At 63.2% G+C, this 25,480-nt stretch carries 27 protein-coding genes and 1 pseudogene; 20 read left to right on the forward strand and 8 right to left on the reverse strand.

The features are described from left to right. Positions 1-57 precede the first annotated feature (57 nt). The 4 genes from GWC77_RS05730 to GWC77_RS05745 all read right to left on the reverse strand — a co-directional run bounded on the left by GWC77_RS05730 (position 58) and on the right by GWC77_RS05745 (position 3,974). Complete coding sequence (locus tag GWC77_RS05730) at positions 58-918, reverse strand: hypothetical protein (protein WP_173255909.1); 861 nt, start codon at positions 916-918, stop codon at positions 58-60. Between the two features lie 263 nt (positions 919-1,181). Further along, positions 1,182-1,481 (reverse strand): flagellar protein FliT, encoded by a 300-nt coding sequence (locus GWC77_RS05735; RefSeq protein WP_173255910.1) that lies wholly within the window; start codon positions 1,479-1,481, stop codon positions 1,182-1,184. Positions 1,482-1,512: 31 nt separating this feature from the next. Next, positions 1,513-2,931 carry a flagellar filament capping protein FliD gene (fliD, locus tag GWC77_RS05740; RefSeq protein WP_173255911.1) on the reverse strand — a complete coding sequence of 473 codons (1,419 nt, stop codon included), beginning with the start codon at positions 2,929-2,931 and terminating at the stop codon, positions 1,513-1,515. A 224-nt stretch (positions 2,932-3,155) separates the two neighbouring features. Next, positions 3,156-3,974, reverse strand: a complete 819-nt coding sequence (locus GWC77_RS05745; RefSeq protein ID WP_173255912.1) for a flagellin domain-containing protein — start codon at positions 3,972-3,974, stop codon at positions 3,156-3,158. 446 nt (positions 3,975-4,420) lie between these two features. Between GWC77_RS05745 and rpsU the strand changes: the two genes are divergently transcribed. Then, complete coding sequence (gene rpsU / locus GWC77_RS05750; RefSeq protein ID WP_173256018.1) at positions 4,421-4,633, forward strand: 30S ribosomal protein S21; 213 nt, start codon at positions 4,421-4,423, stop codon at positions 4,631-4,633. A gap of 192 nt (positions 4,634-4,825) precedes the next feature. Here the strand turns inward: rpsU and GWC77_RS05755 are convergent, their stop codons facing one another. Further along, positions 4,826-5,254: a hypothetical protein gene (locus GWC77_RS05755; RefSeq protein WP_173255913.1), complete on the reverse strand. Its 429-nt coding sequence runs from the start codon at positions 5,252-5,254 to the stop codon at positions 4,826-4,828. Between the two features lie 165 nt (positions 5,255-5,419). Then, positions 5,420-6,022: a DNA-3-methyladenine glycosylase I gene (locus GWC77_RS05760; protein ID WP_173255914.1), complete on the reverse strand. Its 603-nt coding sequence runs from the start codon at positions 6,020-6,022 to the stop codon at positions 5,420-5,422. A gap of 190 nt (positions 6,023-6,212) precedes the next feature. Here GWC77_RS05760 and GWC77_RS05765 point away from each other — a divergent pair, with 190 nt between their 5' ends. The 3 genes from GWC77_RS05765 (at position 6,213) to GWC77_RS05775 (ending at position 8,433) form a co-directional block, all read left to right on the forward strand. Next, positions 6,213-7,109, forward strand: coding sequence for a BadF/BadG/BcrA/BcrD ATPase family protein (locus GWC77_RS05765; protein WP_173255916.1), 897 nt, complete (start codon positions 6,213-6,215; stop codon positions 7,107-7,109). 36 nt (positions 7,110-7,145) lie between these two features. Then, positions 7,146-7,967 (forward strand): Cof-type HAD-IIB family hydrolase, encoded by an 822-nt coding sequence (locus tag GWC77_RS05770; protein WP_173255918.1) that lies wholly within the window; start codon positions 7,146-7,148, stop codon positions 7,965-7,967. A 166-nt stretch (positions 7,968-8,133) separates the two neighbouring features. Next, complete coding sequence (locus tag GWC77_RS05775; RefSeq protein WP_173255920.1) at positions 8,134-8,433, forward strand: H-NS histone family protein; 300 nt, start codon at positions 8,134-8,136, stop codon at positions 8,431-8,433. 275 nt (positions 8,434-8,708) lie between these two features. Here GWC77_RS05775 and GWC77_RS05780 read toward each other — a convergent pair whose 3' ends face one another. Next, on the reverse strand, positions 8,709-9,776 hold the full coding sequence (locus GWC77_RS05780) for a glycosyltransferase family 4 protein (protein WP_173255922.1): 1,068 nt from the start codon (positions 9,774-9,776) through the stop codon (positions 8,709-8,711). A 551-nt stretch (positions 9,777-10,327) separates the two neighbouring features. On the opposite strand from GWC77_RS05780, the gene flhD reads away from it, so the two are divergent. The 14 genes and pseudogenes from flhD (at position 10,328) to GWC77_RS05850 (ending at position 23,315) form a co-directional block, all read left to right on the forward strand. Then, positions 10,328-10,648, forward strand: a complete 321-nt coding sequence (gene flhD, locus GWC77_RS29515) for a flagellar transcriptional regulator FlhD (RefSeq protein ID WP_254366837.1) — start codon at positions 10,328-10,330, stop codon at positions 10,646-10,648. 5 nt (positions 10,649-10,653) lie between these two features. Then, positions 10,654-11,157 (forward strand): annotated as a pseudogene (gene flhC, locus GWC77_RS29520) (flagellar transcriptional regulator FlhC); the annotation flags it as partial. A 249-nt stretch (positions 11,158-11,406) separates the two neighbouring features. Beyond that, positions 11,407-12,267 carry a flagellar motor stator protein MotA gene (motA, locus tag GWC77_RS29525; RefSeq protein ID WP_173256020.1) on the forward strand — a complete coding sequence of 287 codons (861 nt, stop codon included), beginning with the start codon at positions 11,407-11,409 and terminating at the stop codon, positions 12,265-12,267. Positions 12,268-12,295: 28 nt separating this feature from the next. After that, positions 12,296-13,294, forward strand: coding sequence for a flagellar motor protein MotB (gene motB, locus GWC77_RS05800; protein ID WP_173255924.1), 999 nt, complete (start codon positions 12,296-12,298; stop codon positions 13,292-13,294). Between the two features lie 63 nt (positions 13,295-13,357). Then, positions 13,358-13,723: a response regulator gene (locus GWC77_RS05805; protein ID WP_173256021.1), complete on the forward strand. Its 366-nt coding sequence runs from the start codon at positions 13,358-13,360 to the stop codon at positions 13,721-13,723. An 80-nt stretch (positions 13,724-13,803) separates the two neighbouring features. After that, positions 13,804-16,032 (forward strand): chemotaxis protein CheA, encoded by a 2,229-nt coding sequence (gene cheA / locus GWC77_RS05810; protein ID WP_173255926.1) that lies wholly within the window; start codon positions 13,804-13,806, stop codon positions 16,030-16,032. Between the two features lie 23 nt (positions 16,033-16,055). Then, positions 16,056-16,589 carry a chemotaxis protein CheW gene (locus tag GWC77_RS05815; RefSeq protein ID WP_173255928.1) on the forward strand — a complete coding sequence of 178 codons (534 nt, stop codon included), beginning with the start codon at positions 16,056-16,058 and terminating at the stop codon, positions 16,587-16,589. An 83-nt stretch (positions 16,590-16,672) separates the two neighbouring features. Beyond that, positions 16,673-18,613 carry a methyl-accepting chemotaxis protein gene (locus GWC77_RS05820; protein ID WP_173255930.1) on the forward strand — a complete coding sequence of 647 codons (1,941 nt, stop codon included), beginning with the start codon at positions 16,673-16,675 and terminating at the stop codon, positions 18,611-18,613. Positions 18,614-18,661: 48 nt separating this feature from the next. Continuing rightward, entirely contained in the window at positions 18,662-19,627 is a 966-nt protein-coding gene (locus GWC77_RS05825; RefSeq protein ID WP_173256022.1) for a CheR family methyltransferase, read from the forward strand. Next, positions 19,624-20,376: a chemoreceptor glutamine deamidase CheD gene (cheD, locus tag GWC77_RS05830; RefSeq protein ID WP_173255932.1), complete on the forward strand. Its 753-nt coding sequence runs from the start codon at positions 19,624-19,626 to the stop codon at positions 20,374-20,376. Before GWC77_RS05825 ends, cheD begins: the two co-directional genes overlap by 4 nt. Continuing rightward, on the forward strand, positions 20,373-21,458 hold the full coding sequence (locus tag GWC77_RS05835) for a chemotaxis response regulator protein-glutamate methylesterase (protein ID WP_217283183.1): 1,086 nt from the start codon (positions 20,373-20,375) through the stop codon (positions 21,456-21,458). Before cheD ends, GWC77_RS05835 begins: the two co-directional genes overlap by 4 nt. Before the next feature lie 51 nt (positions 21,459-21,509). Continuing rightward, the gene (gene cheY, locus GWC77_RS05840; RefSeq protein ID WP_173255935.1) at positions 21,510-21,902 is read left to right on the forward strand and encodes a chemotaxis response regulator CheY; all 393 of its coding nucleotides are present in this window, start codon (positions 21,510-21,512) and stop codon (positions 21,900-21,902) included. 22 nt (positions 21,903-21,924) lie between these two features. Further along, complete coding sequence (gene cheZ / locus GWC77_RS05845) at positions 21,925-22,623, forward strand: protein phosphatase CheZ (protein ID WP_173256023.1); 699 nt, start codon at positions 21,925-21,927, stop codon at positions 22,621-22,623. A gap of 200 nt (positions 22,624-22,823) precedes the next feature. After that, on the forward strand, positions 22,824-23,315 hold the full coding sequence (locus GWC77_RS05850) for a DUF2844 domain-containing protein (RefSeq protein WP_173255937.1): 492 nt from the start codon (positions 22,824-22,826) through the stop codon (positions 23,313-23,315). A gap of 32 nt (positions 23,316-23,347) precedes the next feature. Here the strand turns inward: GWC77_RS05850 and GWC77_RS30250 are convergent, their stop codons facing one another. After that, complete coding sequence (locus tag GWC77_RS30250) at positions 23,348-23,698, reverse strand: hypothetical protein (protein ID WP_367949007.1); 351 nt, start codon at positions 23,696-23,698, stop codon at positions 23,348-23,350. Between GWC77_RS30250 and GWC77_RS05855 the strand changes: the two genes are divergently transcribed. After that, positions 23,622-24,683, forward strand: coding sequence for a DUF3443 family protein (locus GWC77_RS05855; protein ID WP_367949004.1), 1,062 nt, complete (start codon positions 23,622-23,624; stop codon positions 24,681-24,683). The two genes, GWC77_RS30250 and GWC77_RS05855, sit on opposite strands and share 77 nt — an antisense overlap. 302 nt (positions 24,684-24,985) lie before the next feature. After that, entirely contained in the window at positions 24,986-25,462 is a 477-nt protein-coding gene (locus tag GWC77_RS05860; protein WP_367949005.1) for a DUF2844 domain-containing protein, read from the forward strand. The last annotated feature ends 18 nt before the right edge of the window (positions 25,463-25,480 follow it).

Here is a 25,480-nt window from a genome sequence, read left to right on the forward strand (position 1 = left end):
CAGCTACCGTAGTGAACCGCTCAGGAGCGGCAGAGCGGGCAACCGGCCGAGCTCTGCTTATGCCTGCATGCCCGCCGCTTTGCGCGCGTTTTGCATGAGCGTCACACGAATCTGATGGAACACGTCGAGGTAATGTGCGCGGCGCGTTTCGATGGCCGCGGTCTTGAGGGCATCGAGCACGAGCAGATCGGCGGGATAGCCTCGCACGATCGAAGGAGACATCGGCAGACGCAGCGGATCGAAGTGGTGGACCCGCCAGCGCGGATCGGCGGCGAGCACGAGTGCGACGATGCGCTCGATGATGAACACCTTCGACGGCGCGTCGCCCGGACCGTAGGCGATCGGTGCATTCAACAGTTGCGCGAGCTCGCTCGTGCCCGCTTCGGCGATGGCGAACAAGCGCTCGGTGACACCGAGCCACGTGCGCCAGAACGCCGGCTTCGCGACGAAATAATTGCAGAAGATGCTGTGGCGCGAGTCCATCGGAATGGTGTGCGGATCGATTCCGGGCGCCACGACTTCGATCACGGCCTCGAAGATCGGCCAGATGCCCGGGTGGTTCGTCGCGGCCTGCTCGAAGACGTTCAGATGAGCGGCACCTTGGTCGAAGAACGGTGAAAAGCCTGTGACGTCGGCGTCGGCAGGCGCGGCTGCGATGAATGCGTTGACGGTCGCCGAGTCGAGCGTCGTCTTGTGCCGGAACTTCGGCGAGAAAAAGCCGTAAAGCGTGCCCTCGTCGAGCGAATGCCCGAGCAGGTAGGTCCGCATGGGCCAATACTCGCGCCAGTCGGGGCGCTGCCCGCAGTTGTCGAGGGCAATGAAGCCCGGGTCGAGCTGCAGCCGCGTTTGCTCGGAATAGTAGATCTGTCGGATTTCGACAGACCGGGCGCCGCGCGCAGTAGACGGCGATTCGATCATGGCCTCGGTTCCGGTTCTGGGTTTGCGGCTAACGAGCCGCGCGGGCTTCACGCTCGCGGGACCCAGACGATATTTTAAGCGGCACGTCGTTTCGCTCGATTGGCGGAAATGAGCGGAGATTCGGCCTCAGTTCGTCCTGACGAAGCGGCCGTGCCAATAAAAAAGCCGCGTTGCCGCGGCTTCGAGAGTGACACACCGCGCCAGTTTCACGCGGTTGTTCTTCTTGGTTCGATACTGCCTGCGCTGCAGGCGGCCGACGAGCATCAGCGCAGCTGTTCCGTAGCGAGGTATTGACCCGCGGCCGCGACGCGCCGCTGGGCATCGTTGTACCGCGACGAGATCGCGTTGCGGGCTGCGGCCGCTTTGTCCATGATGGCCGCGTTCATCGCCATGATCTCGCGGATCATGGCGAGCCCCGTATCGGACTGTTCGCGTCCCAGCGACATCAGAAGCGGCGAACGCTCGTCGGCAAGCTCCGCGGCGACGCAATAGTCGCCGGCATCGAGCGCGGCGACGAGCGTGCGCGTCAACTCATAGGCGCGCGTCAAGGTTTCATTCGGCATGCTTGCTCACTCCTGCTCGGATGGGACTGCGTCAGGCCGACTTGTTCAGCGTGCCGGCACTGCCGTTGCCGCCGAACAGCTGGTTCAGGTACGACGTGTTGTTCGCCATCTGCGTCATGAGCGTGTTGAGCGCGGTGAACTGCGCGTTGTACTGCGCGGCCAACGTGTTTTGATAGTCGGTCAGCGCCGTCTGCTGATCGGTCAGGCTGGTCAGATCGGAATTGATCGTAGCGGTGCGCTGATCGATCTGGCCGGTGGTCGACTCGGTGTACGCGTTGATGAACGAATTGAGTTGCTGCCCGATGCCGTTCGTTCCGTTGAAGAGCGCCTGAACGGAAGTGGGGCTGGAGGCGAGCGCCGACGACAACGTGTCGCTGTTGACGACGATCGTCCCGTTGTCCTGCAGATCGAGGCCGATCTGCGCAAGGCTGTAGGTCGTACCGTTCGACGTCACACCGTTACTGACGATCGAGGCCAGGCCGTTGACGACCGAATTGAGCATGGCGTCGCCAAGCAGCGGCCCTGCCGTCGACGTGCTCGTGTTGAACGAAGACAGCGACTGTTCGTTCGTGACCCACGAGTTATACGCCGCCGCGAAGTTCGTGATGGTCTGCTGGATCGTATTGTTGTTCGTCGCCACGCTGAGCGTCTGCGTGGTACCGACCGCGGCGGACGTGAGCTGCAGCGTGACGCCTGAGAGCGCACCGGTCACGGTATTGGTCGCGCTCGTGACGGTGTTGCCGCTGATGGTCAGCTTCGCGTCCTGCGCGGCCGTGACCTGCGTGAAGCTTGCGGTTTGAAGGCCGGCGTCCACGCCGGCGCCGCCGCTGATCGTTACCGTATTGGCCGCGCCCGTGCTCGTCGACGTCAGTATCAGGTGTTGGCCGTCGGCCGCCGTGACGACCGAAGCGGTCACGCCGGGATTGGTGGAGGCGCTGTTGATCGCCGAAGCCAGACCGGACAGCGTATTGTTCGTCGAATCGAGCGTGATCGACATCGACTTCGCGCCCACGCCGACCGTTACCGTACCGGTGCCGAGGGTCGCATTACTCGCATAGGCCGCCGACGAAATCTGATTGGCCTGTGCAAGCTGCTGCACGTTGATCGAATAGCCGCCCGCAACGGCGCCCGTCGTCGTGCTCGCTGTGATACCCGTGCCGCTCATCGTCGCGGTGAGGGCAGTGAAAGCGGTGCCGTCGGACAGGCCGGCGAGCGCCGATTGCAGTGCGGAAAGCGAGGACTTCATCGTGCCCAGCGCCGACAATGTCGTGTTGTCGGTGCTTTGCGCAGTGCTGATCGCAGCGGCTTGGCCCGCTGTCTTGGCGGTGACGAGCGCGGAGACCAGCGAGTTGACGTCGAGTGTCGATTTCGTCGCGCCGCTCAGAATGGACTGTGCGGCCTGCTGTAGCAGACTGTTGGTCGAAGAGGTCGTCGAAGATGCTGTCGTCATTCCAGGCTCCGTGCGGCGCTGCCGTGACAGTCCGCGTCGCTGTGCCGCTCGTGCGGTCGTTATTCCGGTCGATCAGCAATGCGCAACGGGAGGCATGCCTCCCGCGTACGCTTCGCTTGTACTGCGATGTTGCCGGCCAGGCTGCGATGCGCAATATACCTTTCGCGTACCGCAGCCTGGCGGCATGACAGGCGACGTGCCGTCCGTCATGCCGGATGTGAGTCTTACTGCAGGAGCTTGAGCACTTGCTGCGGCAGCGAGTTCGCTTGTGCGAGCACCGAGATACCGGCTTGCTGCAGCACTTGCGCCTTCGACAGGTTGGCCGTTTCTTGCGCGAAGTCGGCGTCTTCGATTTGCGAACGGGCGGCCGACATGTTCGTCGACGTCGTTTGCGAGTTCGAGACTGCAGCCTGGAACGTGTTCTGCGTTGCACCGAGCGTTGCTTGGAAGTTGTTCACTTGCGCCAGAGCAGCGTCGATTGCCGTGATCGCGTTTTGCGCGCCCGAGGTCGTCGAGATGTCGACAGCCGACACGCCGAGACCCGTCGTGTTCCACGTCGTCGTGCCGAAGTTCGCCGTGATCGTCTGGTTGGCGCTCGCGCCGACCTGGAAGTTCACGCTGCCCAGGCCGCCCAGCACGCTTTGGCCGTTGAACGTCGTTTGCGTTTCGACGCGGTTGATTTCAGTCAAGCGCGTGGAGACTTCGGTCTGCAGGTTCGCTTGTGCGGCCGTGCCGAGCGAGCCGTCGCCCGATTCGACTGCGAGCTGGCGGATACGCTGCAGGTTGGCAACGGTCGACGAGATGGCGCCCGAAGCGGTTTGCACCATCGAGATACCGTTGTTCGCGTTCATCACGCCTTGGTTCAGCGCGTTGATCGTTGCGGTTTGCGTCGTGGCGATGGCAAGACCCGCGGCGTCATCGGCAGCGGTGTTGATCCGCTTGCCCGAGGACAGGCGGTTGATAGCCTGCGACAGCGCGCTTTGCGAACCCGACAGGTTCGATTGCGTCGAGAGCGACAGGATGTTGGTGTTGATGTTGAGCATTTCTTTCCTCGTGTGGAAAACGTCCAGGAACTAGGCCGTACGGGGTTCGGCGTCGCGCTTTCGCGAATGGCGCTGCCCGCCTGTCCTGGTTGTCGGCGAGGCGCGAGCGAAACTTTAGGGAGCGATTGGCAAATTCACCGACGAATGCGGTGCGTTTCGTCTCGGAGCCCCGTGTGGCGGGGCTCGGCGGCTCGTGCAACGTTTGCGCGGGCAGCCGGCGAACGGGTGGTTTTGCGACTCCGTGCCGCGGTTTTTTGGCGGGTTCAGCGCCGATTCGGGCACCCGACGGAGCGAAAGAGCGAGCGCGGCCGTCGCAAAAACTAGGCAGCGGGAGGTTTACCTGTTATCATCGCCGGTCCAACTAACATCGCCGCTGGCCTCCAATGAGGGGCGAGCCGCGCGTGAGCCCCTGCCGCCACGCATTTGACCGTAACCTTGGAAGTGACATGACCACCATTGTTCTGAAGGAAAACGAGCCGTTCGAAGTAGCGATCCGCCGCTTCCGTCGCGCGATCGAAAAGAATGGCCTGATTGCCGAGCTGCGCGAGCGCCAGTGCTACGAAAAGCCGACGGCAGTTCGCAAGCGCAAGAAGGCTGCCGCAGTGAAGCGCTTGCACAAGCGCCTGCGCAGCCAGATGTTGCCGAAGAAGCTCCACTGAGTACCGGGGTCAGACCGGGCCTCGCTGCCGCCAGGGCGTGCAGCGAGTTGGAGTGGGCAGGAGCTTGACGCGTAGGGCACGGCCGGACAGGTCGCGCCGAACGGCGGCGGTGCTTTCAAAGCACGCCGCCGTTTGCGTTTGGTGTTCAGGAGCCGCCTTCGCGGCGTTGCTGTGGGCGCCGCGCCGCCTTTCTCAAGCGGCGTACTTTTCGAGTCGCGCGGTCGATAACCCGTATTCGCGGGCAATCGATTCGAGCCGTTCGCGCCATTCCCATGTGCCGAACGCATCGTGAACGTTTTGCAGACAGCTCAGCAGGTTGACGGTGCCGGGATCGAAGACGTTGATGCGTGAGCGCAGCAGCGCGCGCTTGAGTGCCGCGACGCCGGCGTCCATATAGGCCGGCACCCGGTTCGGCGCAAAGCCGATATACCGGACGGGCACCCCCTCCATCGCCGTCAGGTAATCGCGCGGCGCGATCAGACTGCCGACGGGGCAGCCGCCGCGATAGCCGCGGTAAGCGCCGCCGCCACGCGGTAACAATGCGGCATGGCCTTGATCGAAAAGATGATCGACGGCGCGATCGAAAAGGTCCTGATGCGTCAGGAAATGCAGGTTTTTCATCGTTCGAGGGCCCGCTTGGTCCAGGCAGTGCGTGAGTCTGTTCAATACGGATAACGGCCGCATCGGCTTGAACTGGAGCCAATTCGGGATATTCCCAGGGTCAGCGCAAGCTTGTAATCGGCCTGAACAGGCCGAGGGTTCGGACCTGCGGACGTGCGAACCGCGTCATGCTTGCCGTGCCTTTGCGCGCTTGGGCTTGGCAAGCGCGGCGCATCGCTCGCGCCACGCGCAGTTCGATTGATGATCGTTGACCATGCCGACCGCCTGCATGAACGCGTAGCAGATGGTCGAACCGACGAATTTGCATCCGTAGCCCTTCAAGGCACGGCTCAGCGCATCGGACGCGGGAGTCGAGGCCGGCGCGTGTTCTTTATAGGTGGCCCAGTCGTTCTGCACGGGTTCGCCGTTCACGAACGACCAGACGAACTCCGCGAGCGAGCCATGCTCTTCGCGGATCTTCAGCACGGCTTGCGCATTCATCACGGCGGCTTCGATCTTGGCGCGATTGCGCACGATGCCGGTATCCGTCAGCAACGCTTCGATCTGTTGAGGCGTGAAGCGCGCGACGGCTTGCACATCGAAATCGGCGAACGCGCGACGATATCCCTCACGCTTGTTGAGAATCGTCGACCACGAGAGTCCGGCTTGCGCGCCCTCCAGCACGAGCATTTCGAAGAGATGGCGATCGTCGCGTGACGGCACGCCCCATTCGGTGTCGTGATAGTGCTCGTCTGCCGGCGTTCTGACCCAATTGCAGCGCTGATCCATTGATTTCTTGCCCCCGAAGATGACGCACGACGCCCACGCTTTCGTTCGCGTACGAAGCATAGCGGAACGACGACAATCGTGAACGGCTCCCCGACCATTGAACACTCGACCATCCGGCCAATTGGCGTAGCGCTCGGTTGCGGATACCCTTTCGAACGAATCGTTACGCGCGACTGAGCAAAAGGCAAATATGACGGATCGATCGAAAACAGCACGGTATTGCATCGGCATCGATGGCGGCGGTACGGGCACGCGCGTCGTGGTGACCGATGCGCAGGGCGTCGAGCTCGCACAGAGCGCGGGCGCGGCGTCGGGTCTCGGGCGGGGCATCGAAGCGGCTTGGCAGGCCATCGAGGCCGCCGTGGCGCAAGCCTTCGCTAGTGTCGCGCTCACGCTCGACTGGCGCGAGTGCGCGCTCGGTTGCGGGCTCGCCGGGGCCAACAACACCGAATGGCTCGCCGCGTTCGTGGCGAAGGCGCCGGAGTTGGCGGCGCTGGCGGTGCAAAGCGACGCCTACACGACACTGCTGGGCGCGCATGGCGGCTCGCCGGGCGTCATCGTGGCGCTGGGCACGGGCAGCATCGCGGCTGCGCTCGACGAGTACGGCCATTGCCGGACTGCGGGAGGTTACGGTTTCCCGTCGGGCGATGAAGCGAGCGGCGCCTGGCTTGGCTTGCGCGCGATTGCCCATGCTCAGCGGGCACTCGACGGCCGCGTCGTGCCCGATGCGTTTTCCGAGGAATTGCTCGCACGAACGGGAGCCACGGACCGGGCGAGCCTCGTCGTCTGGTGTTGCGAGGCGACGCAACCCGCTTATGCGGCGCTCGCGCCCACGGTCCTTGCACATCGATCGCATCCCGTTGCAGCGGCATTGCTGCGGCAGGGCGGTGCCGACATCGCGCAGCTCATTGACGCACTCGATGCCGGCGGGCGTTTGCCCGTCGCGCTCTGCGGCGGCCTCGGCGCTTCGCTGGCCGACTATGTACCGGCAGCGCACCGCACACGGCTCGCACCGCCGGCCGCCGATTCCGCGCATGGCGCGGTGCAGCTTGCGCAGCGCGCCGCACGACAGGCCGAGCAGCGCTAGAATGACGGCCGTTGGCTCTGCCGCTCTCATCCCATCATGTACCAAGTCATCGCCACCGATCTCGACGGCACATTGCTCAATAGCGAGCATCAGCTCGATCCGTTTACGATCGCCACGGTGCGTCGGTTATCCGAGAGCGGCGTGCATTTCGTCATTGCCACGGGGCGGCATTATTGCGACGTCGCGGGTATTCGCGAGGTGCTCGGCATCAAACCGTTTCTCGTGACGTCGAACGGCGCGCGCGTACATGCACCGGACGATACTGTCATTCATGCCGAGAATCTTCCCGGCGATATCGTGCGCAGGCTCGTGCGGCCCGATATCGCGGGTACGCACGGCCGCGTCATCGTCAATCTGTTCGCCGACGAGGCATGGCTGATCGACCGCGATGCCCCCCATTTGCTCGCTTTACATCAGGATTCCGGCTTCCGGTATGAAATCATCGATGTCGGTCAACATGACGGCAGCGATATCGCCAAAGTGCTCTATATCGGCGAGCCCCGCGATCTCGCAGCGGTGGCGGCCACCCTCGAGCATGAATTCGGTGCGTCGCTATATGTGACGTATTCCCTGCCGGATTGCCTCGAAGTCATGGCGCCTTCCGTTTCGAAAGGTCGCGGGCTGCTGCATGCGCTCGAGCGTCTCGGCGCACAGGCGTCAGCGTGCGTCGCATTCGGCGATAACATGAATGACATCGATTTGCTGGAGACAGCCGGTTACCCGTTCATGATGAATAATGCAAACCCCGCTCTCATGGCCCGCCTTCCGCACGTGCCGCGTATCGGCAACAACTTCGAAGCAGGCGTCGCACGCCAATTGTGCAAACTTTTTCCGATTGGTGGTGAATTGACTGTTTGACGTGCGCTATGCGCGACTATTTGATCTCCAATGTGGGTTTCCCGACGGTGTAACCGGATTTAACAAATATCATACGATTGCATGGTATACCCAGGTGAATGGAGCATTGCCAGCTCAGTGACTTCCGTCTAACCTCGGAACAAATGAATTTTTAAGGGAGACCACGATGTCCCAATACGCGGAACTGAAGGCGCAGATTGCGAAGCTGCAGGCACAGGCGGACGAGGCGAGGCGCGCTGAACTCGCCACTGTAGTCGCAGACATTCGGCAAAAGATTGCGGAGTTCGGGTTATCGGCGACCGACCTCGGCTTCCCGCAAGGTGCGCGCCGCGGCCGTCCGCCGAAGAAGACGCCTTTGCCGCCGAAGTACCGCGACCCGAAGTCGGGCGCGACCTGGAGCGGCCGTGGCAAACCGCCAAAATGGATCGCCGGCAAAAATCGCGACCGCTTCGTTATCGATCAATAACCCGTTCGAAACGCCGTCGTTATGGCGGGCGCACTGCAACGCCATTCGGCGTTTATGCGGTGTGCGTCCGATTCACGCGACATGCGTTGAATGCGCTGTTCCAGACGATAAAAATACCCGGTGCGCCGAAATCCCACCGGGTAGCCGCAATGCTCGGTCAGAACCTCCATTACAGGTTCTTACAAGAGCGCATCGATGGCAGACCCCGGGGATTTCGAATTCGCTGTGCAGCTGCGCGCATTCGCCCGATGCCTGCCTTTACCATCGTCCGCCGTTTATCCCGCCACTACGCTGCGTAGTACCGGACGACGCGAGCGCTGCTCGATCAATGTCGTATAGCGCTCGACATATTCCCGCGCCATTGCCTGAGCGGTGAAGCGTCTTTCGAACTGAGCGCGGATTTCCTCGCGCGACAGCTCGTCGAGTCGCTGCAGCGCCGCGACTGCGCCTTGCACGTCTTCGACGATATAGCCCGTGACTGCATGGTCGATGACTTCGGGCACCGAGCCGCGATTGAATGCGATGACGGGCGTGCCGCACGCCATCGCTTCGATCATCACGAGGCCGAACGGCTCGCACCAATCGATCGGGAACAGCAGCGCCTTCGCGCGCGACAGGAACTCGGGCTTGCGCGCTTCATCGATCTCGCCGATGAATTCCACGTTCGCGTGGCTCAGCAGCGGTTCGATCTCGCTCTTGAAATAGTCCTGGTCGGCCTTGTCGACTTTGGCCGCGATCTTCAGCGGCAGGCCGCTCATGGCGGCAATCCGGATAGCGGTATCGACGCGCTTTTCCGGGCAGATCCGTCCGAGGAAGGCCAGATACTCGGGTTCGCAATGGGGCTGGGGCATCAACAGCTTTTCGGGCAGGCCGTGATAGACGTTGCCGAGCCACCGCGCCTGCGGCAGTGGAATGCGCTGCGACTCCGAAATCGAAATGACGGGCGAATCGGTGAACGTATTGAAGACCGGTTGCAACTCGGGCAGGTCGAGTCGCCCGTGCAACGTCGTGACGGACGGCGTTTCGGCATCCGCGAAGAGCGAGAACGGCAGATAGTCGAGGTGAAAATGCAGCACGTCGAAATCGGCCGCCGCGCGGCGCACCTGCTCGAGCAGCAACACATGCGGCGCAAACGGATCGCGGATCGACGGGTCGAGCCGCAGCGCCCGTGGCCAAGCCGCTTCGAGCGTGGCGGACGTGACCGAGTCACCGCTTGCGAACAACGTCACATCATGGCCGAGTTCGACGAGGGCTTCCGTCAGATACGACACGACGCGCTCGGTACCACCATAGAACTTCGGCGGGACGGCCTCGTAAAGCGGCGCGATTTGGGCGATACGCATGCGTCAACCTCCTTCGTCAAAAAGTCGGCGCGACAGTGTTGCCGCGCCGCATGAGTGCCTTGGTTGCCATTATCGGGAGACGGCGCGCCCCTTATTAGCGTATTTTCAAACCTTTAAGCCTTGTTACAGCCCGATACAGCAAGGCGCTCGGTCAAAATGCGGATTCGGTAAAGATTCGGTAAAGTCAGCGCATTTTCGTTTCGATACCGGCATTTGTTGCGGCTCGATAGCTATTCTTCCTATAATCCCTGCGCCATAGGCGATAAACGCATCCGCCCATTTCCGCCGCGGTTTTCGGCCAGGCATCTTTCCTCCGACCTTCGCAGCAAGCCCCCACAACGCCGTCGCTGCGTGCTGCTGTAGGAAGAATTCCGACACGCTTAATAGACATTTCCGACAGCAGTAGCCGCGCTTCTTCCGATTTCCACTGCTTTTACATTTCGACACAATTCGCCCAAAGACCAGAACGACCTGTGCATGCCGGGCGGATTGCGCGTCGCCGGGCAAACGTTTCCGCACGAAATGACCATTTGAACGACTCGGGGGAAATGATGAGCGCCACTAGCGAAATGCTCAGCGAGATCAAGGAAATCAACCTGTCGTATCTGTTGCTTGCCCAACGTCTGCTTCGCGAGGATCGGGCGACGGGAATGTTCCGCATGGGCATCACGGCCCAGCTTGCCGATGTCCTCGCGAATCTTTCATTCGCCCAAACCATCAAGCTTGCAGCGTCGAACCAACTGCTCTGCCGCTTTCGCTTCGACGACCATGCACTGCTTTCGACACTGGCGGACAAAGGCCGCGCGGGAGAACTCGGCCATACCCATGCGGCGATCCTGATGGCGGGCCAGCCGGCCGAGACGATCGGCTAGCCGATATGGCGATCAAGAGCGTCGTGCTCGAAGTCAAGGAAATCACGCTGGCCATCGAGCTGATCGAACTGGGCGCGCGGTTGCAGTTGCTGGAAGCGGAGACGAGCTTGTCGCGCGACCGGCTGATCAAGCTCTATAAGGAGCTGAAAGGCGTTTCGCCGCCCAAGGGGATGTTGCCGTTCTCGACGGACTGGTTCATGACCTGGCAGCCGAACGTCCATTCGTCGCTGTTCTTCAACACTTACCGTTTCATAACCGCGCACGGCAACTGCGAGACGATCCAATCGCTCGTCAAAAGCTACCGGCTGTACCTCGAACATGTGTCGCTGCACGGAGACGAGCCGCTTCTGAGCCTCACCCGGGCCTGGACGCTCGTGCGGTTTTTCGACTCGGGCATGCTTCAGATGACGGCCTGCGTACGTTGCAGCGGACATTTCGTCGCCCACGCGCACGACCCGCACCAAGGTTTCGTCTGTGGGCTGTGCCAGCCGCCCTCGCGCGCCGGCAAAACCCGAAAGGCGGCCGAGCGGGCCAGTGACGGGGCTTTGCAGAGCTCGCTGCTTGAAAGCCTGAAACGCCTGCCGAACGCCTCTCAAACGCCTGTTCGTGCCCTGCCACCGGCGCAAACGGGGCGGCAACCCTCCCTCTGCGGGTTTGCACGACACGTAACCGTTTGCTCTCGTCCTCAAAGTTTCGATTTGGCTGCCGTAAACCTGACTAACGGCGGTCTGTCCGCCGACCACTATGAGGACCCGGCAGTGCTGATTTTCGTTGGAACACTCGTGACCGTGCTGTCCGTTTTCGGCGGCTACGCGTTGGCGGGCGGCCATCTGGGCGCGCTCGTGCAGCCTGTCGAGATCCTGATGATCGCCGGCGCGGGCTTGGGCGCGTTCATCCTGGGCAACGGACTGAAGACGATCAAGGCGACTTTCCGGCTTTTGCCGACGCTCTTCAAAGGCTCGAAGTATACGAAAGAGGTCTACATGGAGCTGATGGCCCTGCTTTACGTTTTGCTTGCAAAGGCACGTAAGGAAGGGACGCTGACGCTCGAGGCCGATATCGACGATCCGGAAAAAAGCCCGATCTTTACCCAATACCCGCGGATTCTCGCCGACAAGCACATCGTCGAATTCCTGACGGACTATCTGCGGCTCATGGTCGGCGGCAACATGAACGCCTTCGAGATCGAAAGCCTCATGGACGAGGAGATCGAGACGCACCATGCCGAGGGCGAAGGTCCCGCGCACGCGCTCATGCGTGTCGGCGATGCGATGCCGGCTTTCGGCATCGTCGCGGCCGTGATGGGCGTCGTTCATACGATGGCCTCGGCCGACCAGCCGCCCGCGGTGCTCGGCGCGATGATCGCGAAGGCCCTCGTGGGCACGTTCCTCGGTATTTTGCTTTCGTACGGACTGATCGGTCCGCTTTCGAGCCTCGCCGAACAGCGCGTGGCCGAGTCCACCAAGATGTTCCAGTGCATCAAGGTCACGATTCTCGCGAGCCTGAACGGCTACGCACCGGCGATTGCCGTCGAATTCGGCCGCAAGGTGTTGTTCTCGACCGAGCGTCCGTCGTTCACGGAACTCGAGGAACACGTGCGCCGCGTGAAGGCGAAGTGAACGGGCCGGATGAAGCGAGGATGACGCAATGAGCAAGCCGAAGGACAAGGCAATCGTCGTCAAGCGCGTGGCGCCCGCAAAGAAGGGGCACCACGGCGGCGCGTGGAAGCTCGCCTATGCGGACTTCATGACCGCGATGATGGCTTTCTTCCTGCTGATGTGGCTGCTGAGCGCGGTGACGCCCGTCCAATTGAAGGGCATTGCCGAGTATTTCAGCCAGCCGCTGAAGGCGGCGCTGTTCGGCGGCGATCGCAGTGCCGACGCTTCGAGCATCCTGAAGGGCGGCGGCCGCGATATTTCGACGGATATGGCGGGCGTCACGCGGCAGACCGACGGCGCCAGCCAGAAGGGCGCGCACACGGCCAAGGCCGCCGAGGACGCGCTCGATGCGCTATCCGGCGCGCTGGAGCGACGCGAGCAGGCCCGCTTGCACGACCTGCAGGTCAAGCTGATGGCGGCCATCGAGGCGAACCCGGTGCTGCGGCAGTTCCGACAGCAGATCCGTATCGATTCGACGCTGCAGGGCTTGCGCATCGAGATCGTCGATACGCAAAAGCGGCCGATGTTCGCGACGGCGAGCGATGACGTCGAGCCGTACATGCGCGACATCCTGCGTGCGATCGGCAAGACGCTGAACGACGTGCCCAATCGGATCGTCGTGCAGGGACATACCGACGCGGTGCCGTACGCGGGCAACGGCACGGGCTATAGCAACTGGGAGTTGTCGGCGGACCGCGCGAACGCATCGCGCCGCGAGCTGATCGCGGGCGGCATGGACGAGGGCAAGGTGTTGCGCGTGCTCGGCCTTGCTTCGACGCAAAACCTCGACAAGGCCGATCCGTTGAATCCGGAGAATCGCCGCATCAGCATCATCGTGCTCAACCGGAAATCGGAGGAGGCGATGACGCGTGACGATTCGACATCGACGACGTTGTCGAACGACGCCGCGGGCGCGAACCCGCTCGCGGACAAAATTGCGCCGGGGCCGGCCATTGCGCCGGCGGCCGGCTCGGGCAGCAAGCAATGAACGCGGCAGGCGCACGATTCGCCGATGCGGTTCGGCGCGGTGACGAAGGGCAATGAGGCATTCATGATCAAGGACATTCTGGCGATCGACGATTCGGCCGCGATGCGCGAAATTCTCGCCGCGACGCTGCGGGCGGCGGGCTATCGCGTCACGGTCGCGTCCGATGGCGACGAAGGACTCGCGAGCGCGCTCGCGCAGCCGTTCGATCTCGTCTTGACGGATCAGTACATGCCCAAGCGCAGCGGTCTCGACGTCATCGCGGCGCTGCGTCTGGAACCGAGCTACGAGGCGACGCCGATCTTCGTGTTGACGACGGAGGATGGCGATGCGTTCAAGGATGCGGCGCGGGCGGCGGGTGCGACGGGTTGGATTGCCAAGCCGCTCGATCTCGACACGCTGACCGACTTGATCGCGGCGCTGCACGCGTGACGCGAGCGGCGGATAGGGCACGAACGGATATAGGCGTAGCTCGCGGGCAAGCAGGCACAGATTCTTTGCGGTGACTCAGCATGACACTCGACATCACACAGTTTTATCAGACGTTCTTCGACGAGGCCGACGAGCTGCTCGCACAGATGGAGCAGCTGCTTTTGAACCTCGACGTCGGCACGCCGGACCCAGAGGATCTGGCGGCTATCTTCCGCGCGGCCCATTCGATCAAAGGCGGCGCGGCGACGTTCGGGTTCACCGCGCTCACCGAAACGACGCACATTCTCGAATCGCTGCTCGATCGCGCACGCAACAATGAATTGACGTTGCGCAAGGACATGATCGATACGTTCCTCGAGACGAAGGACGTGCTAGCCGATCAGCTTGCGGCCTACCGCGCCAGCGAGGAGCCCGACGCGGCGGCCGCGGCAACGATCTGCGCGAAGCTCGAGCGCTTGAAAGGCGGCGATGCGCCAGCACCGTCCGAGGCGGCGCCTGCTGCTGCCGCCGAGCCGGCGGCAACCCCGGTCGTCGAAGCGAGCGCCAACGTGAACGCGAATGCGGACGGTGCCCCCGAGCATGTCGTCTCGCAAGCCGTCGAAGCGACGCATGGCGGCGCGGCCGGTACCGCGGACGCCGCAACCGATGCAGGACCTCACCTGAAAATTACGCTACGGGGGGTGGGGGAGAAGGACCAGGGGCTGCTGACCGAAGAGTTGGGTAACCTGGGCAACATCGTCGGGCGGGTGAAGACGGACAACGATCTCGTTGTCTATCTTCAAACGGATGTGCCGTCCGATGACATCACGGCCGTGTGCTGCTTCGTCATCGACGAAAGCCAGATCACGATCGCGCGTGGGACGGCGCCGGACGAGGGTACGCAAGCCAGTACTCCCGCGCCGGCGGACGTCGCAGTGCAGGTTCCGCGGGCGAGCGCGCCCGCGGTGTCTGCGCCCGCCGCTGCGGCGCAGCCCGCGGGCGAGCCGAAAGCGGAACCGAAGGACGAATCGCCGACTCCGACCGCGAATGTGCCGGCACCGGCCGCCGCCGCGTCGAATGCCGCGGCATCGAACGCCGCGGAAGAAAAGAAAGCGCGTCCGGCCGCCGCCGCGGCAGCGGGCGAGGGCAGTTCGATCCGCGTCGGCGTGGAGAAGGTCGATCAGTTGATCAATCTCGTCGGCGAGTTGGTCATCACGCAGGCGATGTTGGCGGAGACGACGAGCACGTTCGATCCGGCGCTGCACGACCGGCTCTTCAACGGCATGGCGCAGCTCGAGCGCAACGCGCGCGATCTGCAAGAGGCCGTGATGTCGATCCGCATGATGCCGATGGACTACGTTTTCTCGCGCTTCCCGCGTCTCGTGCGCGACCTGGCGGCGAAGCTCGGCAAGGAAGTCGAGCTCGTCACGTTCGGCCAAGCCACCGAGCTCGACAAGAGCCTCATCGAACGCATCATCGATCCGCTGACGCACCTCGTGCGCAACAGCCTCGATCACGGCATCGAAACCGTCGAAGCGCGGCGCGCGGCGGGCAAGGACGGCACGGGCCAACTGATTCTCTCGGCGGCGCACCACGGCGGCAACATCGTCATCGAGGTGAGCGACGACGGCGCGGGATTGCGTCGCGACAAGATTCTCGCCAAGGCGATGAAGCAGGGCATGCAGGTCAGCGAATCGATGACCGACGAAGAGGTCTGGAACCTGATCTTCATGCCGGGCTTTTCGACGGCGGAACAGGTGACCGACGTATCGGGCCGCGGCGTCGGCATGGACGTCGTCAAACGCAACATTCAGGCGATGGGCGGCCATGTCGAGATCACCTCGCATGCGGGCAAGGGCACGACCACGCGCATCGTCCTGCCGCTGACGCTGGCGATTCTCGACGGGATGTCCGTGAAGGTCGGCAGCGAAATCTTCATCCTGCCGCTGAACTTCGTCATGGAGTCGCTGCAACCGAGAGCCGAGGACATTTACACGGTCGCCAACGGCGAGCGTGTCGTGCGCGTGCGCGGCGAATATTTGCCGCTCGTCGCGCTGCACGAAGTGTTCTCCGTGGAAGGCGCGCGTACCGAACCGACGCAGGGCATCGTCACGATCATGCAGACAGAAGGCCGCCGCTTTGCGATGTTGATCGACGAGCTCGTCGGCCAGCAGCAGGTGGTCGTGAAGAATCTCGAGACCAATTACCGCAAAGTGCGCGGGATCTCGGCGGCAACGATTCTCGGCGACGGCAGCGTCGCACTGATCGTCGACGTGGCAGCACTGAACCGTGAGTCCCGTGCCTCGCACGGTGCTCTGAACTTTTCGTAATACCCAACCGTTTGGGGGCTAACGTGGCAGAAGGCCAAACCACTCATTCGAACACTGCGCTCGTCGCAGGCGGGCGCCGCGATGCGCAGCAAGCCGATGCGGCCGGCCAGGAGTTCCTGGTCTTCACGCTCGGCGCGGAAGAGTACGGCATCGACATCCTCAAGGTGCAGGAAATCCGCGGCTACGACAGCGTGACGCGCATCGCGAATGCGCCCGAGTTCATCAAGGGCGTGGTCAATCTGCGCGGCATCATCGTGCCGATCGTCGACATGCGCATCAAGTTTCATCTCGGCCGCGTGGAGTACGACCACCAGACCGTCGTCATCATCCTGAACGTCGCGCATCGCGTCGTCGGCATGGTGGTGGACGGCGTGTCCGACGTGTTGACGCTCACGCCCGATCAGATCATGCCCGCGCCCGAATTCGGCGCGACGCTGACGGCCGAGTATCTGACGGGCCTCGGCACCGTCGACGGCCGGATGCTGATCTTGATGGACATCGAGAAGTTGATGGTCAGCAAGGAAATGGCGCTGATCGAGTCTTTCTCGGGGCAGTAATTCGGACGAGCGGTGCGATGCGGACGCCGGCGTGCGATGCCGGCGCGTCGTGCTGCGCGCGGTCCAGAACGGAGATTTGAAAGATGCTGCAGAACTGGTCGATTCGCACCACGCTCACGGCCATGGGGGCCGTGTTCGTCGCGCTGACGCTGGCGGTCGGCGCGCTGGGGCTCACGGCGCTGTCGAGCGCCGGCCGGGTCGTGGATACGCTCGCGGGCGATGATTTACCGGCGATTCACGCGCTCGACGACACGGGCTCGTACTTGCTACGCACGCGCATTTCGCTCGATCGCTATCGCGCGCTGACCGAGTCGAACAATCTCGACGAGGCGAAGAAGGTGCTCGATCGTTCGCAGGTCCTGCTCAACAAGGCGAACGAAGCCTGGCAGGCCTTCCAGAGCGAGCCGAAGCAAGGCGTCGATGCCGCACTCGTCACCGAGATCGCCGCACGCTACGCGACGCTGTTGCATGACGGTGTCGAGCCCGAATTCGCGGCCGTTCGCGCGGGCGACATGGCGGGCTACCACGCGCTCGCCGACACGAAGATCAGCCCGATGTTCGTCGCGTTCGGCGATGCGGCCGATCGCATGCTGAAAGCGTTGCGGGATCGCGCCGAAGAGCAGCGCGTGCAGTCGGCGTCGAATATTTCGATGATGAACGCGCTGATCGTCGGGGCGCTCGTGCTCTCCGTCGTGCTGATGGTGGTCATCCGCTTCGTGCTGCGCGGTCTGATCGTCCAGCCGATCGACGATGCCATCTCGCACTTCGGCCGTATTGCCGACGGCGACCTCACGTGCACGATCGAAGCGAAGGGGAGAAACGAAATCGGCCGGCTCTTCGATGGCGTGCGGCAGATGCAGGACAGCATGGTGACGATGGTCAAGGCGATTCACGGCGGCACCGAATCGATCGATGTCGGTGCGCGCGAAATCGCGATGGGCAATACCGATCTGTCGCAGCGCACGGAAGAGCAGGCGTCGTCGCTGCAGCAAACGGCGTCCAGCATGGAGCAGTTGACGGGCACCGTGCGCCAGAACACCGAGAACGCGCGCCAGGCGAGCCAGCTCGCGGTCAATGCGTCGGATATCGCGATGCGCGGCGGCGAAGTCGTGAGCGAGGTCGTGACGACGATGCAAGACATCGCGACGAGCTCGAACAAGGTCGTCGACATCATCGGTGTCATCGAAGGCATCGCATTCCAGACCAACATCCTCGCGCTGAACGCTGCGGTGGAAGCAGCCCGTGCCGGCGAGCAGGGACGCGGCTTCGCCGTGGTGGCGGGCGAAGTGCGCAGCCTCGCGCAGCGCAGCGCGGCCGCAGCCAAGGAAATCAAGGCGTTGATCGGCGATTCGGCCGACAAGGTGGCGAGCGGCTCTGAACTGGTGGGCCGTGCCGGCACGACGATGGACGAGATCGTGCAGGCGGTGCGCCGCGTGACCGACATCATGGGTGAAATCAGTGCCGCGTCGGAAGAGCAATCGACCGGTATCGAAGGCGTCAACCGCGCGCTGGCTCAGATGGACGATGTGACGCAGCAAAACGCGGCGCTCGTCGAAGAGGCCGCGGCCGCGGCCGCATCGCTCGAAGAGCAGACGCGGCAACTGAAGACGGTGGTTGGGCGTTGGCAGGTCCAGGGCTCTCATGTGTCGGTTGCCGCGGCGAAGCCGGCGGCCGTTGCGGCGAGCAAACCGGCCAGCAAACCGGCCAGCAAACCGGCCAGCGCGCCGGTGGCCCGGTCGATGGATCGATCGATCACGAAGCCGGTCGCCAAGGCCCCCGCCGCGTCGACTCCGAAGGCCGTTCGCGCTGCTGCGCCGGTGGCACATGAAGCTGCCGCGCCGAGCCGGACCGCCGCAACGGGCGAGAAGCGCGCCGCCGCACCGGCCGTTGCCGCGGCGACGAAGGCAAACGTTGCACCGAAGGCAAGCGCGGCGCCGGCCATCAAACCTGCGCCGCTCGTCAAGCCGGCGCCGGCCGTGACGGCTGCGTCGGGCAAGTCGGACGACGACTGGGAAACGTTCTAACACCGTCGCGCGGCAACGCGCGACGGGTAGTGCAGGTAACCGAGCAACATCATGACAGCGCGCGCACCCCAACGGCCCGAGCGGGCCGAGCCAGCCGGCACAGGTCCGGCCGAGCGTACCGCGTTCGCCGATCGCGATTTCGAATTCACGTCGGCGGATTTCGCACGCATTCGCGAGCTGATCCACCGGCGCGCGGGCATTTCGTTGTCCGATCACAAGCGCGACATGGCGTACAGCCGGCTCGCGCGGCGCTTGCGAGCCCGCAACATCGAGACGTTTCGTCAATATCTCGAGTTGCTCGAGTCGGAAAACGATCCGGCCGAGTGGGAAGCGTTCACGAATGCGTTGACGACGAATCTGACGGCATTTTTTCGTGAATCGCATCACTTCCCGATCCTGGCCGAGTTCGTGAAGCGCCGCCAGCAACCGGTGTCGATCTGGTGTTCTGCCGCCTCGACGGGCGAGGAGCCGTACTCGATCGCCATGACGCTCGTGGAGGCGCTCGGCGATTCGGCCGCGCGCCAGGCGACGATTCTCGCCACCGATCTCGATACGCAAGTCCTCGCGAAGGGCGAGGCCGGCATCTATTCGCTCGAGCAGGTCAAGCCGCTCTCGCAGGAGCGCCTGAAGCGCTTTTTTCTGAAGGGTACCGGGCCGCACGCGGGGCTCGTCAAGGTGCGCCCGGAGTTGCGCGCGATGATCCGCTTTCAGCAGCTCAATCTCACGGATGCGGATTACGGCTTGCGTACGCAGTTCGACGCGATCTTTTGCCGCAACGTGATGATCTACTTCGACAAGCCGACGCAATCGCAGGTGCTTTCGCGTTTCGATCCGCTCATGAAGCCGGGCGGATTGCTGTTCGCGGGGCATTCGGAGAACTTCACCTACGTGACGCAGTCGTTCCGGCTGCGCGGCCAGACGGTCTATGAGCTCACGCGCGACGTGGCATCCGGCACCCGTCCCCGCGCGCCTGCTCGCACCACCGCGCGCACAGGCGAGGAGGCTGAAGCATGAGCGGACTGCCCATCGCAACCAATCTGTATTTCGACAACCACTTCGGGCGGCGCGGTGTGAAGCTGCTGCCGAACGAGTTCTATACGACCGGCGAAGACATGGTGCTCGTCACTGTGCTCGGCTCGTGCGTGGCGGCCTGCATTCACGACCGCACGCTCGGCATCGGCGGCATGAATCACTTCATGTTGCCCGACGATGGCGATAACCCGGCCGCCGCGGCGTCGGACTCCATGCGCTACGGCGCGTTCGCGATGGAAGTTCTTATCAACGAATTGATCAAGATGGGCGGACGGCGCGAGCGCTTCGAGGCCAAGGTGTTCGGAGGCGCGGCCGTGCTGGCCGGGATGACGACGATCAACATCGGAGATCGCAACGCCGAGTTCGTGCGCCGCTATCTGGGGCTCGAGAACATCCGGATCGTGGCCGAGGACCTGCAGGGGCAGCATCCGCGCAAGGTCGCGTTCATGCCGGCCACGGGTCAGGCGATGGTCAAGAAATTGCGCCTGCAGCAAGAGCCGAATGTCGCCGAGCAAGAGCAGGCGTTGGCCAGGCAGGTCGCGGAAGCGCGTGCGGCGCGTCATGCGCGTGCGCGAGCGAAGGAACATGCCGAATTGTTCACATCGCCTGCCGCGGCGGGCGCAGGCAAGCCTCGCATCGAGCTTTTCGGTGCGAGGCCTGCCGCGCGCACAGAGCTTTTTGGTGCAGGCATCAGCATGAACGACAGCGCCAAGACCGTGAAGGAGGCATGATCGCTGTGCAGAAAATCAAAGTATTGTGTGTCGACGATTCGGCGCTGATCCGCAGTCTGATGACGGAGATCATCAACAGCCAGCCCGATATGGCGGTCTGTGCGACGGCACCCGATCCGCTCGTCGCGCGCGAGCTCATCAAGCAACACAATCCGGACGTCTTGACGCTCGATGTGGAAATGCCTCGCATGGACGGGCTCGATTTCCTCGAAAAGCTCATGCGGTTGCGGCCGATGCCGGTCGTCATGGTGTCGTCGCTGACGGAGCGCGGCTCGGAGATCACGCTGCGCGCCCTCGAACTCGGGGCCGTGGATTTCGTCACGAAGCCGAAGGTCGGCATTCGCGACGGCATGCTCGAATATGCGGAGAAACTCGCCGACAAAATCCGCGCGGCTTCGCGCGCCCGCGTGCGCGCAACGCAGGCCCAGCCCGCGCATGTTGTCGCCGCGGCGCCGGCGGCGAGCCATGCGCCGATGCTCAACAACCCGCTCATCAGTAGCGAGAAACTGATCATCGTCGGCGCCTCCACGGGCGGCACCGAGGCGATTCGCGAGCTGCTCGTGCCGCTGCCGCCCGATTCGCCGGCCGTGATGATCGCGCAGCATATGCCGCCCGGTTTCACAAAATCGTTCGCGCAACGCCTAAATGGTTTGTGCCGAATTACCGTTAAAGAGGCTGAGCACGGCGAGCGTGTGCTTCCGGGCCATGCCTATATCGCGCCCGGGCATGCACATCTGTTGCTGGCGCGCAGTGGGGCCAACTACATCGCGCACCTGTCGGACGATCCGCCCGTCAATCGGCATCGGCCGTCGGTCGATGTGCTGTTCCGCTCGGCGGCCCAGCACGCGGGCAAGAACGCCGTGGGCGTGATCTTGACTGGCATGGGGCGTGACGGTGCGGCGGGTTTGTTAGACATGAGAAATGCGGGCGCATACACTCTCGCACAGGATGAGGCGAGCTGTATCGTCTTCGGGATGCCGCGCGAGGCGATTGCGCTGGGTGCGGCCGATGAAGTCGCGCCCTTGTCGGAGATGAGCCGACGCGTGATGGCGCGCCTGGGCGATCGTGTCGGGCGCGTGTAGCCGGGGCTTAGCGCAGCGTCTTCGCCGCGAAATTGGGATAAAGGGATCGAGATGGATAAAAGCATGAAAATTCTGGTGGTGGACGACTTTCCGACGATGCGCCGGATCGTCCGCAACCTGTTGAAAGAGCTCGGCTATGCGAATGTCGACGAAGCCGAAGACGGTGCCGCCGGGCTCTCGCGTTTGCGCGGCGGCGGCTACGACTTCGTGATTTCCGACTGGAACATGCCGAACCTCGACGGCCTGGCCATGCTCCAGGAAATCCGTAAGGATCCCGCGCTTTCGCACCTGCCGGTGCTGATGGTGACGGCGGAGTCGAAAAAGGAAAACATCATCGCGGCGGCGCAAGCCGGCGCGAGCGGCTACGTGGTGAAGCCGTTTACCGCTGCAACGCTCGACGAAAAGCTCACGAAGATCCTCGAGAAGATGCAAAAGACGGGGTGATCGAGTGGACCAGTCGACCAATATGGGCGCTGCCGCGAGCGCGGGTGCCGAAGCCGGCACCGAAATCAATGCGGACCGCATCCTGGCCCGGATCGGACAGCTCACGCGCACGTTGCGCGATTCGATGCGCGAGCTCGGTCTCGACAAGCACGTCGAGGAGGCGGCCGAGGCGGTGCCCGACGCGCGCGACCGGCTCAAGTATGTCGCGGCGATGACGGAGCAGGCGGCCGAGCGGGTGCTGACGGCGATCGATATCGCCAAGCCGATGCAGGAACAACTGCAGGCCGATGCAGCGACGCTCGATGCACGCTGGGCGCAGTGGTTCGCAGCTCCAATCGAGCGTGACGAGGTGCGTGCGCTGATGACGGATACGCGTACGTTTCTCTCGCGTGTGCCGGACTCGACGAGCGCGACCAACGCGCAATTGCTCGAGATCATGATGGCGCAGGATTTCCAGGATCTGACGGGTCAGGTGATCAAGAAGATCATGGATGTCGTCTATCTGATCGAGCAGCAGTTGCTCGGCGTGCTGGTCGAGAACATCGCGCCGGAGCGGCGCGAGCAGTTCGCGCAAACGGCGGCGGCGCTGGCTGCCGAGCCCGGCTCCACGGGCAGTCCCGAGCATCTGCTCAACGGCCCGCAGATCAATCCGGAGGAGAAGACCGACGTCGTGCAGGATCAATCCGACGTCGACGATCTGCTCGCCAGTCTGGGTTTCTGACGCAATTCCTTTATTTCAGGTTACGAGGTGCGGCCCCGCGTTGTGCGGCGCCGCCCTCGGCATGCGTGTAGCGGGGTAGCGCTGGCTCACGCCCCGCGCGCTCGGCGCGACCGTTTGTGCGCCGATGGTTGTTCAAAGGTGATGCCGGCATCAAGCGCCGAAGTGCGCAATAAGAAATCAACCAAAAGAGGGTTTTTCCGATGTTGAATCGAACCATGCGCGCCGCGGTTTGCGCGGCGCTGACGTGCGGGGTATGGGGCGTGGCCGCGCCCGCTTTGGCCGCGCTCGGCGGCACGCCCACGCCGCCGCCGGCGGGGGCTGTCTCGAGTTCGCTGGCTCCTGTCGTCCATGCCGCATCGGGCGCGGTCGTCGCCGCGTCATACACGGTGACACAGACGACGTTCGCCGCCGGCACGATCGTGCGCGAATATGTCTCGACGGCCGGGACGGTGTTCGGCATCGCCTGGAATGGGCCGATCATGCCGAATCTGCCGGTTCTTCTTGGCACCTACTTCACCCAGTTCGATAGTGCGCGTGTCGCGTTGCGCGCGGCGCATCCGGGCCGCGGTCCGATTGCTCTGGACTTGCCTGGCCTCGTCGTGCATTCGGGCGGACACATGGGCGGCTTCTCCGGGCAGGCTTATCTGCCGCAATCGCTGCCGGCCGGCGTGAGTGCCGCCGACATCCAATAACGAACGAGAGCGAGGAGAACCATGTTGCGTATTCAAAGCAAATTGGCCCGAGCGCTCGGCGCGTTCGGTTTGGCGGCAGCCGTTGCGCTCGTCGCGGGTTGCGGCGGCGGAGGCGGGTCCAGCGGAACGCCGACGAGCACGACGAGCAGCACCAGTAGCACCAGCAGCACGACTACGGGTAGCACGAGCAGCACCGGCACGACCACACTCGCAGCCGGCGCACCGGTGTCGAGTACGCCAGCGACGCTGGCGAGCAACCAGGTCGCTGTCGTCGTAGCGGCAAACACGATAAGCAATGCGGCGAACATACCGATGGTCAGCGTGAGGGTTTGCGCGCCCAGCACCACTACGTGCCAGACGATCGACAACGTCCAGGTCGACACGATGTCGTACGGCTTGCGACTTGCGAAGGATGCGCTAAATAGCACGATGTTGAGCGCTCTGTCGGCCGAGACGGTGAGCGGGAAAGCGGTAGCCGAGTGCGCGGGCTTCGCCGACGGGAACACCTGGGGAACGGTGCGCACGGCCGATCTGACGATTAGTGGTGAAACTGCCTTGAGCGTGCCCATTCACGTGCTCGGCGACCTGCCGCAATCGGCTGCCGGTGGCACCAGCAACAGGTGTGCAAGCGGTACGCTAAACGACACTTCGTCCGCGATTGCCTCGCACGGGATACTCGGCATCGGGACAGCAAAGTTCGACTGTGGTTCCAATTGTGCGAGTACGACCGTGGACGTCTATTACGGGTGTACGACGGTTGGCAGCACGACGACTTGCACCGACATGGTGGTGCCGGAGGCGCAACAGGTGACCAATCCTGTGCGGCTCTTTGCCACCGACAACAACGGTGTGATCCTCAACATGCCAGCTGTGACGGCAGCGGGGTCGACGAGTGCTTCGGGTTTCTTGACCTTCGGCATCGGCACCCAGGCGAATAATGTGCTGCCGGGTTCGGGTATCAAGCAGATGACGACAGACCATTACGGCAACATGCAAACCGCATCGTTGAGCGGTACGAGCACGAATGCTGCGTTTTTCGATACCGGATCGAACGGCTTGTTCTACGCCGATTCGCTGACTCGGTGCTTACCGAGTATCGATTTCTATTGCCCTGCCTCCACAGTGTCGCGTACGCCTTCCGTGACCGGCTTCAACGGTACGACGGCCTCCGTCGCGCTGAGCATTGGCAACGCGCAGAACTTGTTCAACGACGGTGGTTATGCCTACAACAACATCGGTGGTGTCCTGTCGGGGACGGCGTTCGATTTCGGCATGCCGTTCTTTTACGGTCGTACCGTGTATGTCAATTACGACTCGGCAGCCGACGGCAGCATCGGTGTTTCGTCTTCGGCTTTCATCGCATTCTAATCGGGCGCACCTGACCTGAACCTCGTTGTCCCCCCGAAGGGCGGCCCGCGCAAGCGGGGCCGCCCTTCGGCGCTTCTGTCTTCGTTTTTCTGCATTTTTCCAAAATCGGGTCGGGCGCGAATATTGCGCATTGCAAGATGGCAGTAGCCAGTCGCCGTGGTGTGCGTTAGATTTTTGAAAGGCGTTGTTCTGAAGACTGGCGGTCGTTTGAGGCGTTTGACGTGCAGGATGCGCGCCGAGGCGCGCGTAACACTTCGAAGAGAGGAACCCATCCCATGTCGATTCGATTGATTCGAGCCCTAGTGCCAGCAGCGGCCGCCTTGTGCGGCGCGCTGGGTTTTGGCACGCCGGCTAGTGCTGAGCTGGGGGGCGCCCCGATGACAACGCCGTCGGGCGCGGTCGCGAAGACCCTTTCGCCCGTCGAGCGAGCTGCTTCGTCGACGAGATCGTCGATTGCGTCGCCGAGCTATAGAGTCCAGGAGACGACGTTTCCAGTGGGAACTGTGGTGCGCGAGTACATCGACGCTGACGGTAAGGTATTCGGCATCGCGTGGCGCGGGCCGTTCGCGCCGAATTTGTCAGCGCTGCTTGGCACTTATTTCTCTCAGTACAAAAGCGCGGTCGAAGCGCAGCGTGCGCGGCGCCCAGGACGCGGGCCCGTCGCGGTCGAGCAGTCCGGGCTTGTTGTCCATTCACTAGGTCATATGGGCGCTTACTCCGGACAGGCCTATTTGTCCACCGAGCTGCCGTCGGGCGTGAGCGCCGACGATATCCAATAATCGGGTAGCCACGAGGAG

Source organism: Paraburkholderia sp. NMBU_R16 (genome assembly GCF_013282575.1).
Classification (GTDB): domain Bacteria; phylum Pseudomonadota; class Gammaproteobacteria; order Burkholderiales; family Burkholderiaceae; genus Trinickia.

Excerpts from the sequence above, each read along its gene's own strand:
- cheA (WP_173255926.1), top strand. The coding sequence starts at position 13,804 with ATGACACTCGACATCACACAGTTTTATCAGACGTTCTTCGACGAGGCC.
- GWC77_RS05835 (WP_217283183.1), top strand. The coding sequence starts at position 20,373 with ATGATCGCTGTGCAGAAAATCAAAGTATTGTGTGTCGACGATTCGGCG.
- motB (WP_173255924.1), top strand. The coding sequence starts at position 12,296 with ATGAGCAAGCCGAAGGACAAGGCAATCGTCGTCAAGCGCGTGGCGCCC.
- GWC77_RS05805 (WP_173256021.1), top strand. The coding sequence starts at position 13,358 with ATGATCAAGGACATTCTGGCGATCGACGATTCGGCCGCGATGCGCGAA.
- cheD (WP_173255932.1), top strand. The coding sequence starts at position 19,624 with ATGAGCGGACTGCCCATCGCAACCAATCTGTATTTCGACAACCACTTC.
- GWC77_RS05745 (WP_173255912.1), bottom strand. The coding sequence starts at position 3,974 with ATGCTCAACATCAACACCAACATCCTGTCGCTCTCGACGCAATCGAAC.
- GWC77_RS05780 (WP_173255922.1), bottom strand. The coding sequence starts at position 9,776 with ATGCGTATCGCCCAAATCGCGCCGCTTTACGAGGCCGTCCCGCCGAAG.
- GWC77_RS05820 (WP_173255930.1), top strand. The coding sequence starts at position 16,673 with ATGCTGCAGAACTGGTCGATTCGCACCACGCTCACGGCCATGGGGGCC.
- GWC77_RS05760 (WP_173255914.1), bottom strand. The coding sequence starts at position 6,022 with ATGGATCAGCGCTGCAATTGGGTCAGAACGCCGGCAGACGAGCACTAT.
- GWC77_RS05755 (WP_173255913.1), bottom strand. The coding sequence starts at position 5,254 with ATGAAAAACCTGCATTTCCTGACGCATCAGGACCTTTTCGATCGCGCC.
- rpsU (WP_173256018.1), top strand. The coding sequence starts at position 4,421 with ATGACCACCATTGTTCTGAAGGAAAACGAGCCGTTCGAAGTAGCGATC.
- GWC77_RS05770 (WP_173255918.1), top strand. The coding sequence starts at position 7,146 with ATGTACCAAGTCATCGCCACCGATCTCGACGGCACATTGCTCAATAGC.
- GWC77_RS05735 (WP_173255910.1), bottom strand. The coding sequence starts at position 1,481 with ATGCCGAATGAAACCTTGACGCGCGCCTATGAGTTGACGCGCACGCTC.
- fliD (WP_173255911.1), bottom strand. The coding sequence starts at position 2,931 with ATGACGACAGCATCTTCGACGACCTCTTCGACCAACAGTCTGCTACAG.
- flhD (WP_254366837.1), top strand. The coding sequence starts at position 10,328 with ATGAGCGCCACTAGCGAAATGCTCAGCGAGATCAAGGAAATCAACCTG.
- GWC77_RS05765 (WP_173255916.1), top strand. The coding sequence starts at position 6,213 with ATGACGGATCGATCGAAAACAGCACGGTATTGCATCGGCATCGATGGC.
- GWC77_RS05850 (WP_173255937.1), top strand. The coding sequence starts at position 22,824 with ATGTTGAATCGAACCATGCGCGCCGCGGTTTGCGCGGCGCTGACGTGC.
- GWC77_RS05775 (WP_173255920.1), top strand. The coding sequence starts at position 8,134 with ATGTCCCAATACGCGGAACTGAAGGCGCAGATTGCGAAGCTGCAGGCA.
- GWC77_RS05730 (WP_173255909.1), bottom strand. The coding sequence starts at position 918 with ATGATCGAATCGCCGTCTACTGCGCGCGGCGCCCGGTCTGTCGAAATC.
- cheZ (WP_173256023.1), top strand. The coding sequence starts at position 21,925 with ATGGGCGCTGCCGCGAGCGCGGGTGCCGAAGCCGGCACCGAAATCAAT.
- cheY (WP_173255935.1), top strand. The coding sequence starts at position 21,510 with ATGGATAAAAGCATGAAAATTCTGGTGGTGGACGACTTTCCGACGATG.